Source organism: Billgrantia saliphila, from assembly GCF_002930105.1.
Classification (GTDB): Bacteria; Pseudomonadota; Gammaproteobacteria; order Pseudomonadales; family Halomonadaceae; genus Halomonas; species Halomonas saliphila.
Genome location: NZ_PJRN01000002.1, coordinates 14201 through 28334, shown reverse-complemented (window position 1 = coordinate 28334; position 14134 = coordinate 14201). Strand labels below are relative to the sequence as shown.

Here is a 14134-nt window from a genome sequence, read left to right as displayed (position 1 = left end):
TCGCCGCCAACGCGGCGAGGGGCGATGCATTCGGGGCACCTGCAGGGTTTGGCCTTACTCTTCCTGGGTCGCTTCTTCGCCCAGCAGGGCGTTGCGGATCAGCAGCGCGTTGTGACGCATCAGGGCAATGTAGTTGGACGCGTCGCCATCGGGTTCGCTCAGTGAATCGACGTAGAGCGGGCCGGCCACGGCGAGGCCGGTGTCGGCTGCGATACTGCTCACGTAGCGATCGGTGAGCGTGCTTTCCCAGAACAGGGCACGCGGCTGGTGCTCTTCGATGAGGTCAACGATGCGCATGATCTGCTGGGGCGAGCCCTCGGTCTCGGCGTTGTTGCCCCATACCCCGTCATGGCGAAAATCATAAGCGTCCGCGAAGTAACCGAACGCCGCTTCGGTGGTGATCAGCAGCCGTTGCTCGTCGGGAATGCTGGACAGCAGTTCGCCGATCTCCTCGTGCAGCGAAGCAAGGGTTTCGCTGGCCGCCTCGGCGCGTGCCCGGTAGTCGCTGGCGGCATCGGGATGGACCTCAGCCAGCGTGTCGGCTATGACCTCGAGGAAGGCGGCCGTGGCGCGCGGATCCATCCATAGGTGAGGATCGGGGTCGCCCGTGTACTCGCCGGTGATGATGGGGCGCGTGGGGTATTCGGACTCCTCGGCCACGGGGACCAGCGGGGCACGGTTGCCCACGGTGGCATGCACCTGGCGCATCCATTGTTCGAGCTGATAGCCGCTGTAGAAGACTAGGTCGGCATCTTCCAGAGCGATGAAATTGTTCGGGGTCAGCTCCCACTCGTGCACCTCGGCGCCGGCGGGGGTCAGTACCACCAATTCGATGTCGCTACCGCCGACCTGATTGACCAGATCACCCAGTACCGAGAAGGTGGCGACCACCTTGGGTGTGGCTGAAGCAGCCGGGATGCCGCCAACCATGGCAACGAGGGGTAATGCCAGCCAGCAACGGGCACGGCGGGTCGAGCGCATCGTCAATCTCCTTTTCGCGGTTGCGCATGCCCGATGATAGAGGCTGAGCGAAGGCCTGGCCAGCCGCCGGCATGAGCGTACCGTATCGGTTGCGGAGGGCGTGCTGGCCGGTATCGCTCCTGGGCGATCTCGCGTTGACAGCGCAGGGCACGCGACGGCACTATTGGCGGCATGAACGCATACGCCTTATTGTCATGCTCGATCCAGTGGTGGCGCTCCTGAGCGAGGGGCGGCACGCTGACGACTGAAGAAAATGCCGCCGTCTGGGCGGCTTTTTTGTGCCCGAAGCAGACCCGCACGGCTGGCCAAGACGCATAAAGCATCGCAGAAAAGCTCGTGGAACAGGACCTAACGCCATGTCCGTGCTGATGATCGACAATTACGACAGCTTCACCTTCAACGTGGTGCAGTATCTGGGCGAACTGGGCGCCGACGTGGCCACCTTTCGCAACGACGCCATAACATTGGATAAGATCGAAGCCCTGGCGCCGAGCCATCTGGTCATATCCCCCGGTCCCTGCACTCCCAACGAGGCGGGTATCTCACTGTCGGCGATCCATCATTTCGCCGGTCGGTTGCCGATCCTGGGGATCTGCCTGGGGCACCAGGCGATCGGGCAGGTATTCGGCGGCAGTGTGGTACGCGCCCCCCAGGTGATGCATGGCAAGACCTCGCGAGTCCGTCATGGCGGTCAGGGTGTATTTGCTGGGCTAGAGGACCCACTCGAGGTGACCCGCTATCATTCGCTGGTGGTCGAGTCCGCGACGCTGCCGGACTGTCTCGAGATCACCGCCTGGACCGATGACGACGACGTGACCCCCGGTCTGATCATGGGGATGCGTCATCGCGAGCTTGATATCGAAGGGGTGCAGTTCCACCCGGAGTCGATTCTGACCCGTCAAGGGCATGAGCTACTGGCCAATTTCCTTCAGCGCCGCTGAGCCGCACCGACAGAGGAGTTCTGCCCATGCAGATGCGAGACGCCATTGCCGCGGTGATGCGCCGCGCGAATCTGAGCTTCGACGAGACCCACTCGGTGATGCGCCAGATCATGACCGGCGAGGCCAGCGACGCCCAGATCGGCGGCCTGCTGGTCGGCCTGGCCATGAAGGGGGAGAGCGCCGAGGAGATCGGGGCCGCAGCCCAGGTGATGCGCGAGCTGATGAAGCGGGTCGACATCGTCGCCGACAACGTGGTCGACATCGTCGGTACCGGTGGCGATGGTGCCAACCTGTTCAACGTCTCGACCGCCTCCAGCTTCGTCGCGGCGGCGGCGGGAGCGCACGTGGCCAAGCACGGCAACCGCAGCGTCTCCTCTTCCTCCGGTAGCGCCGACCTGTTCGACATGGCGGGCATCCAGCTCGACCTGAAGCCCTCCCAGGTGGCGCGCTGCATCGAGCAGGTGGGGGTCGGCTTCATGTTCGCGCCCAATCATCATCCGGCGATGCGCTACGCCATCGGGCCGCGCCGTGAGATGGGCGTGCGTACCCTGTTCAATATCCTCGGTCCGCTGACCAACCCGGCCGGGGCGCCGAATCAGCTGCTGGGTGTCTATTCGGCGGAGCTGGTGCCGCTGATGGCCGAGGTGCTGCGTCAACTCGGCAGTCGCCATGTCATGGTGGTGCACGCCGAGGATGGCCTGGACGAGATCTCCCTGGCCGCGCCCACCCGGGTCGCCGAACTCAGGGACGGCGAGATTCGATGCTACACCGTCACCCCGGAGGACTTCGGCATCGAGCGCCACGAACTGGCACCGCTCAAAGTCGTCAGCGCCGAGGATAGCCTGCGTCTGGTGCGCGAGGCGCTGGTGGGCGAGGGACTGGCGGCCGATATCGTGGCACTCAACGCCGGTGGCGCGCTTTACTGCGCGGGCATCGCCGACACGCTGAAGGAGGGAGTCCTGATGGCCCAGGACGCCCAGGCCTCCAAATTGCCGCTGGAAAAGATGAAGGAACTGGCCGATTTTACCCGGGTACTGGTTTCCTGACGCCCATTCGCGGCCACCTGCCGCCCGTATCGAGACATAGACCATGAGCCCGACCCAGGACGCCCCGACCATTCTGACCCGTATCCTGGCGCGCAAGGATGAAGAAGTCGCCGAACGCAGGCGCGCCGTACCGGAGAGCGAGCTACTGACACTGGCCGAGCGGCAGTCCGCGCCGCGTGGCTTCGTCGCCGCACTGGATCGGCGCATCGCCGAGGGCGATCCGGCGGTAATCGCCGAGATCAAGAAGGCTTCGCCCTCCAGGGGAGTGATTCGCGAGGATTTCCGCCCCGCCGAGATCGCGGCGAGCTATGCTGCCGGTGGTGCCGCCTGCCTTTCCGTGCTCACCGATGCCGATTTTTTCCAGGGGCACGAGGATTTTCTGGTCGAGGCGCGCGAGGCCTGCGTGCTGCCGGCGATACGCAAGGACTTCATCATTCATGGCTATCAGGTCAGCGAAGCGCGCGCCATCGGCGCCGACTGCATCCTGCTGATCGTCGCCGCGCTTGATGATGCGCGCATGACCGACCTGTACCAGCAGGCCACGGCGCTGGGCATGGACGTGCTGGTTGAAGTGCACGATGCCCTGGAGCTCGAACGCGCGCTGAAACTGGGTATCGAACTGGTGGGCATCAACAATCGCAACCTGCATACCTTCGAGACGCGTCTGGAAACTACCCTGGAGCTGCTCCCACGCATCCCTGCCGGTGTCACCGTGGTAACCGAGTCCGGCATTCATACCCGCAGCGACGTGCTGCGCATGCGCGAGCACGATGTGCACGGTTTTCTTGTCGGTGAGGCCTTCATGCGCGACGACGACCCCGGCGAAGCGCTGCGGCGCCTATTTTACTGAGCGATCCCCAGGCAGGTCGCCCACCCGCAGACAGCTCACGGTTGTCGGCGATGCCTTCTTGACGAGACGCGTCGGGCTAGCCGCGGTCGAAGTGGGCGAGGAAGTGTGCCAGCGCGTCGATCTCCTCGTCATCCACGTTGCGCAGGATATCGACCATGGTGGTGTCCGGGCCGCCGCGAGTGCGCTCCCGGTAATCGCGCATGGCCTGGGCCAGGTAGTCTTCACGCTGGTGAGCGAGGCGCGGCATCTGCTGCTGGCCTGAGAAGTCGGAGCGGTGACAGCTGGCGCAGCGATGCTCACGAGCGAGTTCGCGGCCTCTTTCCATCAATGCTTCGTCCGGCTTCCCATCGGGTGGCGAAAGGGGCTGTTCGGCGTAATGCGAGGCGAGCGCCTGGATCTCTTCGTCGGATAGCCCCTGGGCCTGGGGTGTCATGATCTCGTTGCGCCTCAAGCGTTCACGAAAGTAGATCAATTGATTGGTGAGCGCGAGCGCGGGTTGCCCGGCCAAAGAGGGAACGCCTTCTTCGACGGCGTTGCCATCCTCGCCGTGGCAGCCTCCGCATAACTGAACTTGCTCTTCCAGCGGTAATCCCGCCGCTGGGCCCTCCTGCGACTGGGCCTCTGCGGCCAGCAGGCCGACACAGGCTAGAGGCAGAACAAGGGCGCGCCGCCAGGGCGGCGCGCAAGCTTGGCGGAGCATGGGCCTCACTCCATGTAGCTCGGGGATTCGTAGCTGATGCGATAGATCGCGCCGTTCTGCTCATCGGAAACCAGTAGGGCGCCATCCGTCATCTGCAGTACGTCCACCGGGCGGCCGGAGAAACTATTCTCGCGCGGGTCGAGCAGGCCCACCATGAAGGGGGACAAGTCGGCGCGCAATCCGTCCTCGGAGAGCTTGGCCACCAGCACGTCGTAGCCCACGCTCAGGGTGCGATTCCAGGAACCGCGGCGGGCAATGAAGATGGCGTCGCGGTACTCCTCGGGAAACATCTCCCCCGTATAGAAACGCATGCCCAGCGGTGCGCTATGAGGGTCGGTGACCGCGGCGGGCAGCGTCTTGTCGTCGCAGGCGTTGGCGCTGCCGAGTTCCGGGTCGACGATGCCGACGCTGTGGCACTCGGGGAAGCCGAAGTGCTCGCCAGGCTCGCCCAGACGATTGAGTTCGTCGCCGGGACCATGCTCGCCGATCCAATCCTGATTGTTGTCGGTAAACCACAGTTCGCCGGTCTCGGGATGAAAGTCGAAGCCCACTGTGTTGCGTACGCCTCGCGCCTCGATGCGCATATCGCTGCCATCCGCCTCGAAGCTGTGGATGGTGGCGTGAGTGTCAGGGTCGACTTCGCAGCCGTTGCACGGTGCCCCCACCGGTACGTAGAGCCGGCCGTCGGGGCCGAAGGCGAGGAATTTCCAACCATGGTGCTCGTCGTCGGGAAGACCGAAGGCCTCGGTCAGCTCCTCCGGCTCGGGGATGTCCTCTCCCTGGGCCAGGTGCGATTCGATGTCGTCGTAACGGAGAATTCGGTTGATGGCCGCCACGTAGAGGCTGCCGTCCTTGAAGGCGACGCCGTTGGGCTGCCCCAGTCCTTCAGCGATGATGTGCGTCTCGCGCGCGTCGCCTTGGTCCGTGACGGCGTACACTCGGCCGATGCCGCGGGTACCGACGAACAGTGTGCCTTCGTCGCCCAGAGCCATCATGCGTGCTCCGGGCATGCCATGGGCCCAGACCTCAGCGCTGAAGCCGTCGGGCAAGCGCAGATGGTCGACGGGAATGTCCTCTTCCGGTGTGATCGTCAAGGGCGTGGCATGGGGGGAGAGGGGAGATTCCCCCAACTCGGCGGCACGACCCTGGGCCCAGGCCGGCTCTTGCTCCTGCTCCTCGGCCGAGACGAGAGGAGGGACGATGAACGATCCAGCGGTGGCGACCGCAAGGACGAGGCGTGTCAGGGTCGGGGGTGTGAGAGGTGGCATGGTCGGCTCCTTGTTCTTCTTGACGGCGAGTCCTCATCGAGCGTGCCTTCCTCAGCCTAGGAGTTCGCCCCGGGGCGAATCGATGAATTCTTTCTATCGCGTCGATTCGCAACGCACCGGGCGTGCCTCCACCTTTGGCATGATCGGTATCAACCTTCGGCGGCCGTGGCCGATAACAATGGGTACGATCTACAAGGGGAGCTGCCATGAGCCGGATTCGCAGCATGCAGACCCGCTCTGTCGAGGCCCGGGACGCCGTCCGCGAGTTCCATCGAGGAGTGATCCAGGACGATACCGAGCTGGTGATGTTTTTCTGCTCCAGCCACTATGACCTGATTGCGCTGGCTGACGAGATGAATCGTCTATTCGGCGACATACCGGTAGTGGGCTGCACGACTGCAGGTGAAATCGGCCCCTTGGGCTATCGCGATCATACCCTCTCCGGCGTCAGCTTTCCTTCCGGGAGCTGCACCGCGGTGACGGGGCGGCTGGATGCCCTGCAGCGATTCAGCATCGGCCATGGGCAGGCTTTCAGCCAGGCTTTGATGCAGCGCCTGGAGGGGCGTGTGGCCAAGCCGAGTGGCGGCAACAGCTTTGGCTTCCTTCTCATCGATGGTCTTTCGGTGCGCGAAGAGCAGGTGGCACGGACGCTGCAGACGGCGCTCGGCGATATCGTCCTGGTGGGCGGGTCGGCCGGCGACGACCTGCGCTTTGCCCGCACTTGGGTATTCCACGATGGCGCCTTCCACAGCGACAGCGCGGTACTGACTCTGCTGAGCACCGACTTCTCGTTCCGGCTGTTCAAGACCCAACACTTCCTCTCCCTTGAGAAGCGCCTGGTCGTCACCCGTGCCGACGCCGAGCAGCGCGTCGTGCACGAGATCAACGGTATGCCCGCCGCCGAAGCTTACGCCGAGTTGATCGGCGTGTCGGTGGAAGCGCTCGAACCCAGCCATTTCGCCGCCGCGCCGGTGGTAGTGCTGATTGACGGCACCGATTACGTTCGCTCGATCCAGAAAGCTGAGCCGGATGGCAGCCTGACATTCTACAGTGCCATCGACGAGGGACTGGTCCTGCGTGTCGCCAAGGGGGTGGACCTGGTCACTGACCTGGAGGCGACGATGGCACAGCTGCACGAGGAGTTGGGTCCGCCGCAACTGGTTCTCGCCTGTGACTGCATACTGCGCAACTTGGAAATCACGCAAAAGAGCAGCAAGGCGGCAGTGGAAGCGATCTTCGGTCGCAACCAAACCGTTGGCTTCAGCACCTACGGCGAGCAGTACGGCGGGGTGCACGTGAACCAGACGCTGACCGGGATAGCCATCGGCAGCCATCGCAGGGGGACAGAAATCGGGCCGGCGAACGGCTGGGGACGGATCCTGCCGAACCGGAACCAGGCGCGTTCGTGGCTGGCGGACCAGGAGCCGGCCATCGGCCACCCACCGGTCGGGGCCGTACGGCTGCACAAGATGATACAGGCACTGATGGATCGCGCCGAGCGCAGCACCAGCGTGCGGAGCTCGGACTTCAGCCTGTTCCAGACCGCGGTCATGCTGGAGGACCAGGTCCGGACGCGGACCCGGGAGCTTGAGGTGGCGCTGCGTGAGAACGAACAGATCAATCATGCCCTGCACTCGGCTCAGGAGGGGATGGCACGCGAGATTCACGAGCGTCGACAGGCTCAGGAGGCCCTGGAGCGGGAGAAAGAGGAACAGCGCGCCCTTATCCGCAAGCTGGAGGAGGCACACAATCAATTGCTTCAGTCGGAGAAGCTGGCCTCCATCGGTCAGCTCGCCGCCGGTGTCGCCCACGAGATCAACAACCCCATCGGTTTCGTCAACTCGAATCTCAACACTCTTCGACAGTACGCGGACGACCTGCTGCGCTTGCTGGCGGCCTACGAAGCGGCCGAGTCATCGCTGGAGGCCGAGGAGGCGGAACAGATCGCCGAACTCAAAGTGGCGCTCGAGCTGGATTACCTGCGTGATGACATCGGCACGCTGATCGCCGAGTCCATAGACGGCACCGCTCGGGTGCGCCGTATCGTTCAGGACCTGCGCGACTTTTCCCGCACCGGTGCCACCGACTGGCAGTTCGCCGACCTCCATCAAGGGTTGGAGAGCACCCTCAACGTGGCCGCCAACGAGATCAAGTACAAAGCCGAGGTGGTGCGCGAGTACGGTCAGCTACCCGCTGTCGAGTGCCTGCCGGCCCAGCTCAACCAGGTGTTTCTCAATCTCCTGGTCAACGCCGCCCAGGCGATCGACGTGCACGGTACCGTCACCATCCGTACCGGCTGCGACGGTGAGCAGGTCTGGCTCGCCTTCACCGATAACGGCAAGGGAATCCCTGACGAGCTGCAGTCGCGGGTCTTCGACCCCTTCTTCACCACCAAGCCGGTGGGGCAGGGGACCGGCCTCGGTCTTTCGCTCTCCTACGGCATCGTGCAGAAGCATGGTGGCCGCATCGACATCGCCAGTCGGCCAGGGGTGGGCACCACCTTCACCATCTGGTTGCCCGTCCGGCGCGCTGCAACCGACACTCCCCCGGCCTGAACGGACCCGCCTCGACTCGTGTCTCCGAGCGGGAGAGTTCAGCGATTGAGTAGCCACAGCAGCACCGAGATCAACAAGCTTGCCAGGATCATGGTGGTGATGGGGAAATAGAAGGCGAAACCCTCTCGGCGAATGATGATATCGCCGGGCAGCTGACCCAGGGGCAGCCTGGAGAGCCATGGCCAGAACAGGCCGATGGCGACGATGCAAAGGCCGATGACGATCAATGTTCGGGACATGCTGCCTCCCGTCGAGGTCGTCGAGAAAACGCTGCCGGACATGCCGCTGCCCGACGGCTCAAGCCGTCGGGCAGCTCGTTTACCAGCTTAGACGATGAAGCGCCTTCAGTATTCCCTGCAGCGGGTGCGGCAGGGACTGGTCGGAGAGTCGCTTGACCTGACTGCGACAGGAGTAGCCCGTCGCCAGCAGGCGTCCGGTGTCCTCCGCGCCCTCGACCACCGGTTGCCACGATTGCGCGTAGATGGTCTTCGAGGTCTCCAGATTGCGTGCCTCGTGGCCGTAGGTGCCGGACATGCCGCAGCAGCCCGTGGCGACGAGTTCGAGCTCGAAGCCGAAGGCGGCGAATACCTGTTGCCACGCCTTGGGGCTGCCGGGAGCGGTGGTCTTCTCGGTGCAGTGCGACAACAGGCGGAAGCCTGGGTCCTCCCGTCCCTTGAGCGCCTGGGCCAGCGCCGGTGGTACCAGGCGCTGGCCCTGCGCCGCCAACCACTCCTGCAGCATCAGCACCTCGGGCACGGCATCGGGGCCCAGTGCCTTCACGTACTCCTGACGGTAGGTCAGGGTCATGGCCGGATCGATGCCCACCAGCGGCACGCCGAACTCGGCCAACGTGCGTAGCCGGCGGGCCTGCCTCTCCGCGGTACGCTCGAAGGCGCCGAGGAAGCCCTGCACGTTGAGCGCCTTGCCGTTGGGCGAGTAAGGCGCGACGAACACTCGCACGTCGAGCCGGGCGAGCAATTCGACGACGTCCATCACCAGCTCGGCTTCGAAGTGGCTGGTGAAGGCGTCCTGCACGAGCACCACGCTCTTGGCCTTCTGAGCTTCGGTGAGCAGGCCCAGCGAGACTGCGGTGGCCTCGGCCACGCCCCAGGCACGCAGTTGTTTGTTCAGGCCGGCGCGGGAGAGGCGGGGGCTGTCGACCAGGCCGATGGGGCCGGCCAGCAGCCGGTCGACCAGACGGTTGCCCAGCGCCGCGTTGTAGAGCGGGGCGAGGCGAGACAGCGCAGGCAGGAAGAATTCCATGCCTCCCACCAGATAGTCGCGCACAGGGCGCAGGTAGCGACCGTGATAGACCTCGAGGAACTGCGAGCGCGATTCCGGCACGTTGACCTTCACGGGGCACTGACCGGCGCACGACTTGCAGGCGAGACACCCCGCCATGGCGTCATAGACCTCGTGGGAAAAATCGGCTTCGTCGCGGCGTCGGTAGGTATTGCGCGCCCGACGAGGGAAGCTCTTGAGAAAGCCCCACACGCCCTCGGCCTTCTTCTTTTTTGATTCCTCGATCAAATCGATGCCGACATGGCCCTGAAGCCGCAGCCATTCACGGATCAGGCTGGCGCGCCCCTTGGGCGAGTGGATGCGATCGCGGGTCGCCTTCCACGACGGGCACATGGCATCGTTCGGGTCGTAGTTGTAGCAGGCGCCGTTGCCGTTGCAGTAGACCGTGGCGGCATGGGCCTGCCACACGCGCTCGTCGATCTGGCGGTCGAGCTGGCCGCGGGTGGGCACGCCGTCGATGGTCAGCAGGCCCGGATCGACCCACTTGACCGGCTTCTCCGTGGCGGTGGCACTGGCAGCTCCGGAGACTTCGGGCGGGCTCCCCACGGTTTCGGGTGGGGTGGAAGAGGACAGCGGCGTCGCGATCTTGCCCGGGTTGAGCTGGTTGTGCGGATCGAAAGCCGCCTTGATCCGCTGCAGGCTGGGGTAGAGTTCGCCGAAGAAGCGCGGCGCATACTCCGAACGCATCCCCTTGCCGTGTTCGCCCCATAGCAGCCCGCCGTAGCGGCGAGTCAGTTCGGCCACCTCGTCGGACACCTCGCGAATCAGCCGTTCCTGTTCGGGGTCCTTCATGTCGATGGCCGGACGCACGTGCAGTACGCCCGCATCGACGTGGCCGAACATGCCGTATTCGAGGCCGCGGCCATCCAGCGCGGCGCGAAACTCGGCGATGAAATCGGCGAGATGCTCCGGCGGCACGGCGGTGTCCTCGACGAAGGGAATCGGGCGCTTCTCGCCCCTGGCATTGCCGAGCAGGCCCACGGCGCGCTTGCGCATGCCGTAGACCCGCTGGATCTGGGCACGACCCTCCGCCAAGGTGTAGCCGAGACGTTTGACGGTATCGTCGCTCTCCAGGTGGCGGCAGAAGGCCGCCACGCGCTTGGCGAGTCGCTCGGGATCGTCGTCGTTGAACTCGATCAGGTTGATGCCGCGGATCGCCACGGCCTGAGCCGCGCTTGCGGCCGTAGCGGTATCGCCCCGGTCGTCAGCGACAGTCGGATCGCCGGGGAAGAACTCCGCCACGCTGTCCCAAACGAAGTCCTCCATGGCCAGCAGCAGCACCTTGTCATCCACCGTCTCGATCGAGGTGGGGGTGGCACTACTGGCCATCAGCGCCTTGGCGTCGCGCAGGGCGTCCATGAAGCCGGCGTAGCGCACGTTGACCAGCGTCGAATGCCGGGGGATCGGCAGCACGTTGAGGACCGCTTCGTTGAGCAGGCCCAGCGAGCCCTCCGAGCCGCACAGCAGACTGTTGAGATCGAGGCGGCCCTGGGTATCACGGAGGTGAGCCAGGTCGTAGCCGGTCAGGCAGCGGTTGAGTCGCGGGAACTTGGCCGCGATCAGCTCGCGCTGGGTGTCGGCGATCTCACGGGCGGTGCGGTAGGCGTTGCCGATGACACCCCGGTGGCGGCTCTGCGACTCGAGCTCGGTATCGTCGATCGGGTGGCTGATCAGGTGTTCGCCGCCGAGCAGCACGGTATCGAGCTCGAGCACGTGATCGCGGGTCTTGCCGTACTTGCAGCTGCCCTGGCCGCTGGCGTCGGTGGAGATCATCCCGCCGAGAGTGGCGCGGTTGGAGGTGGAGAGATCGGGGGCGAAGAACAACCCGTGAGGCCTCAGCGCGGCGTTGAGCTGATCCTTGACCACGCCGGCCTGGACTCTCACGCGGCGATTCGCCACGTCGATATCGAGAATCCGGTTCATGTGCCGCGAGACGTCCACCACCAGACCGTCGGTGAGTGATTGGCCGTTGGTACCGGTACCGCCGCCGCGGGGGGTGAGCACCACCTGGCGATGCGCTCGCTCGGCGGCTAGGCGGGCGATGCGCTCGAGATCGGCGGCATGGCGCGGGAACAGCGCGGCCTGGGGCAGGCGCTGATAGATCGAATTATCGGTGGCCAGTACCGTGCGGCTGGCGTAGTCGAGGGCGATTTCGCCTTCGAAGCCGGCGGCCTCGAGCGCCTCGAGGAAGCGCAGGTAATGGGGCGCGAGCCTGCTGTCGAGGCTCGGGTCCTTGGTGTCCAGTCGTGCGATCATGATCTCGATTCGGTCGTGTGATGCCGCCCGGTGCGTGAGGGCAAGAGAATGGCGCTACTTTACCGCGAGAGGGACGTGGCGCGCATCCCGGCGGATCAGTGGCATGGCACCGGGGCGGCCTTTTGCCTACAATGTTTCGCCGTTTTACCGACCTTTTAACGTTTCGTTCTCACTCAGGGGCTGGACGCGATGCTCGATCCCAAACTGCTGCGCAGCGACCTCGCCGGGGTTGCCCAACGACTGGCCACGCGAGGCTATGTCCTCGACACCGAGCGGCTCGAGGCGCTGGAGTCCCGGCGTCGTGAGCTGCAGACAAAGACCGAGAATCTGCAGAACGAGCGTAACACTCGTTCCAAGGCGATCGGCAAGGCCAAGGCGGCGGGCGAGGACATCCAGCCGCTGCTCGACGAGGTGAGCGATCTGGGCGACCGGCTGGACGCCGCCAAGACACGGCTCGCCGAGGTGCAGACCGAGTGGGACGCGCTAGCCAGCGGGATTCCCAACCTGCCGCACGACAGCGTGCCGGAAGGCGTGAGCGAAGATGACAACGTCGAGTTGCATCGCTGGGGCACGCCCCGTGAATTCGACTTCGACGTGCGGGATCACGTCGACCTGGGCGGGCTCACAGGAGAGCTCGACTTCGAGCTGGCAGCCAAACTGACCGGGTCGCGCTTCGCCGTGATGCGCCGTGGCATCGCCAGGCTACACCGGGCGCTGGCTCAGTTCATGCTCGATAAGCAGACCCTCGAGCACGGCTACGAGGAGTGCTACGTCCCCTACATGGTCAACGAGGCCTCGCTGTACGGCACCGGTCAGTTGCCGAAGTTCGGCGAGGATCTGTTCCGTCTCGACGACGAGCGCAGCTATCACCTGATTCCGACGGCCGAAGTGCCGCTGACCAACTTCGCCCGGGACGAGATTCTCGACTACAAGTCACTACCGCTGAAGCTCACTGCGCATACGCCGTGCTTTCGCAGCGAGGCGGGCTCCCACGGCCGTGACACGCGCGGCATGATCCGCCAGCATCAGTTCGACAAGGTCGAGATGGTTCAACTGGTCGAGCCCGAGACGAGCTATGCGGCACTGGAGGAGATGCGTGATCACGCCGAGGCGATCCTGCAGGCTCTGGAGTTGCCGTATCGGGTGGTGACGCTGTGTACCGGCGACATGGGCTTCGGCGCGGCCAAGACCTACGATCTCGAGGTGTGGCTGCCGAGTCAGCAGACCTACCGGGAGATCTCTTCGGTCTCCAACTGCGAGGACTTCCAGGCGCGTCGCATGCAGGCGCGATTCCGCCACCCGGAGCAGAAGAAGCCGCAACTGCTGCATACCCTCAATGGCTCGGGACTGGCGGTAGGGCGCTGCCTGATCGCGGTGATGGAGAACCACCAGAACGCCGATGGCTCCATCACCGTACCCGAGGCGCTGCGCCCTTACCTAGGGGGCATCGTTACCCTCAATTCTCGATCTCCCAGCTGACGCTGACCCCCGCTTCGATGACGATGGTGCCGGGGCGGTATTCAGCCTTGGGAGCGCTTTCCCGGGCATCGGCGCTCATCGCCATCATACGGGGCTGGTAGATCGGTGAGTGCGTCTCGCTGATGCTGGCCACGGCGCCGAGAGAAACGCCCATGGTACGCGCCATCAGCTCGGCCTTGTGGCGCGCTTTCTCGAGCGCCTTCACCAGTGCCTCGTCGGTGGCGGCGTCGCGGTCGGCGAGGTCGTAGCTGACACCATCCAGCGCGTTGACGCCGGCTTCGGTCAGCGCGTCCAGCAACTGGGGCAGCCGTTCGAGATCGTCGACCCGAACCTGGAAGGGGCGCTCCAGCCGAGTGCGCATCAGCATTTCGTCGTTTTCGTCGCTGCGTCGCGGGGCGGGCACGTACTCCGGTTGCACGCTCAAGGAACCGGCGCTGAGGTCGTCGCGCTCGATCCCTGCCTCCTCCAGGGCTCGAATCAGCTTGCCGGCGCGCTCCTCGAGCCTGTCTCGTGCCTCGCGCAAGGCGTCCGGGTCGGTATCGTTGTCGTCGTGACGTGCCACGGCCGGCGTACGTTCCCAAAGGCGGGCGCTGAGCGTGGCGCGGTCCGGTACGAAATCCAACTGGGTTTCGGCCTGGACATCGAGCCGGGCGGGGGGAGCTTCCGGCTGAATGGCCAGGGCCGTCGGCGCGGTCATGGCAATCAGTCCGCCCAGTATCAGACAGCGGGAAAGGGACGAACGGTGCATATAGGCCT

The 14134-nt window shown here is 64.9% G+C and carries 11 protein-coding genes; 5 read left to right on the top strand and 6 right to left on the bottom strand.

Going from position 1 to position 14134, the window contains the following annotated elements:
- Positions 1-54 precede the first annotated feature (54 nt).
- A complete protein-coding gene (locus CYJ07_RS02250) occupies positions 55-981 on the bottom strand; it encodes a metal ABC transporter solute-binding protein, Zn/Mn family (RefSeq protein ID WP_104202056.1) in 927 nt (308 codons plus the stop codon).
- Between the two features lie 356 nt (positions 982-1337).
- On the opposite strand from CYJ07_RS02250, the gene CYJ07_RS02245 reads away from it, so the two are divergent.
- The 3 genes from CYJ07_RS02245 to trpC are packed head-to-tail and all read left to right on the top strand — an operon-like array spanning position 1338 to position 3818.
- Positions 1338-1922, top strand: coding sequence for an anthranilate synthase component II (locus CYJ07_RS02245; RefSeq protein WP_104202055.1), 585 nt, complete (start codon positions 1338-1340; stop codon positions 1920-1922).
- Between the two features lie 26 nt (positions 1923-1948).
- Entirely contained in the window at positions 1949-2968 is a 1020-nt protein-coding gene (gene trpD / locus CYJ07_RS02240; protein ID WP_104202054.1) for an anthranilate phosphoribosyltransferase, read from the top strand.
- A gap of 43 nt (positions 2969-3011) precedes the next feature.
- Positions 3012-3818, top strand: coding sequence for an indole-3-glycerol phosphate synthase TrpC (gene trpC, locus CYJ07_RS02235; RefSeq protein WP_104202053.1), 807 nt, complete (start codon positions 3012-3014; stop codon positions 3816-3818).
- 76 nt (positions 3819-3894) lie between these two features.
- Here trpC and CYJ07_RS02230 read toward each other — a convergent pair whose 3' ends face one another.
- Entirely contained in the window at positions 3895-4518 is a 624-nt protein-coding gene (locus tag CYJ07_RS02230) for a c-type cytochrome (RefSeq protein WP_104202052.1), read from the bottom strand.
- A 5-nt stretch (positions 4519-4523) separates the two neighbouring features.
- A complete protein-coding gene (locus tag CYJ07_RS02225) occupies positions 4524-5786 on the bottom strand; it encodes a PQQ-dependent sugar dehydrogenase (protein ID WP_104202051.1) in 1263 nt (420 codons plus the stop codon).
- Positions 5787-5992: 206 nt separating this feature from the next.
- Between CYJ07_RS02225 and nosP the strand changes: the two genes are divergently transcribed.
- Positions 5993-8341: a nitric oxide-sensing protein NosP gene (gene nosP / locus CYJ07_RS20410; RefSeq protein ID WP_197038237.1), complete on the top strand. Its 2349-nt coding sequence runs from the start codon at positions 5993-5995 to the stop codon at positions 8339-8341.
- Positions 8342-8379: 38 nt separating this feature from the next.
- On the opposite strand, the gene CYJ07_RS02210 is transcribed toward nosP, so the two are convergent.
- Together CYJ07_RS02210 and CYJ07_RS02205 are read right to left on the bottom strand one after the other, a co-directional pair.
- Positions 8380-8580 carry a DUF2905 domain-containing protein gene (locus CYJ07_RS02210; protein WP_104202327.1) on the bottom strand — a complete coding sequence of 67 codons (201 nt, stop codon included), beginning with the start codon at positions 8578-8580 and terminating at the stop codon, positions 8380-8382.
- 79 nt (positions 8581-8659) lie between these two features.
- The gene (locus CYJ07_RS02205) at positions 8660-11899 is read right to left on the bottom strand and encodes an FAD-binding and (Fe-S)-binding domain-containing protein (RefSeq protein ID WP_104202050.1); all 3240 of its coding nucleotides are present in this window, start codon (positions 11897-11899) and stop codon (positions 8660-8662) included.
- A gap of 189 nt (positions 11900-12088) precedes the next feature.
- Between CYJ07_RS02205 and serS the strand changes: the two genes are divergently transcribed.
- Positions 12089-13378, top strand: a complete 1290-nt coding sequence (gene serS, locus CYJ07_RS02200) for a serine--tRNA ligase (RefSeq protein WP_104202049.1) — start codon at positions 12089-12091, stop codon at positions 13376-13378.
- Here the strand turns inward: serS and CYJ07_RS02195 are convergent.
- Positions 13356-14126, bottom strand: coding sequence for an SIMPL domain-containing protein (locus CYJ07_RS02195; protein ID WP_104202048.1), 771 nt, complete (start codon positions 14124-14126; stop codon positions 13356-13358). The two genes, serS and CYJ07_RS02195, sit on opposite strands and share 23 nt — an antisense overlap.
- Positions 14127-14134: the final 8 nt, after the last annotated feature.

Bases quoted from the DNA above. Each gene is read 5' to 3' on its own strand.
- CYJ07_RS02250 (WP_104202056.1), bottom strand. From the start codon at position 981: ATGCGCTCGACCCGCCGTGCCCGTTGCTGGCTGGCATTACCCCTCGTT.
- CYJ07_RS02245 (WP_104202055.1), top strand. From the start codon at position 1,338: ATGTCCGTGCTGATGATCGACAATTACGACAGCTTCACCTTCAACGTG.
- trpD (WP_104202054.1), top strand. From the start codon at position 1,949: ATGCAGATGCGAGACGCCATTGCCGCGGTGATGCGCCGCGCGAATCTG.
- trpC (WP_104202053.1), top strand. From the start codon at position 3,012: ATGAGCCCGACCCAGGACGCCCCGACCATTCTGACCCGTATCCTGGCG.
- CYJ07_RS02230 (WP_104202052.1), bottom strand. From the start codon at position 4,518: ATGCTCCGCCAAGCTTGCGCGCCGCCCTGGCGGCGCGCCCTTGTTCTG.
- CYJ07_RS02225 (WP_104202051.1), bottom strand. From the start codon at position 5,786: ATGCCACCTCTCACACCCCCGACCCTGACACGCCTCGTCCTTGCGGTC.
- nosP (WP_197038237.1), top strand. From the start codon at position 5,993: ATGAGCCGGATTCGCAGCATGCAGACCCGCTCTGTCGAGGCCCGGGAC.
- CYJ07_RS02210 (WP_104202327.1), bottom strand. From the start codon at position 8,580: ATGTCCCGAACATTGATCGTCATCGGCCTTTGCATCGTCGCCATCGGC.
- CYJ07_RS02205 (WP_104202050.1), bottom strand. From the start codon at position 11,899: ATGATCGCACGACTGGACACCAAGGACCCGAGCCTCGACAGCAGGCTC.
- serS (WP_104202049.1), top strand. From the start codon at position 12,089: ATGCTCGATCCCAAACTGCTGCGCAGCGACCTCGCCGGGGTTGCCCAA.
- CYJ07_RS02195 (WP_104202048.1), bottom strand. From the start codon at position 14,126: ATGCACCGTTCGTCCCTTTCCCGCTGTCTGATACTGGGCGGACTGATT.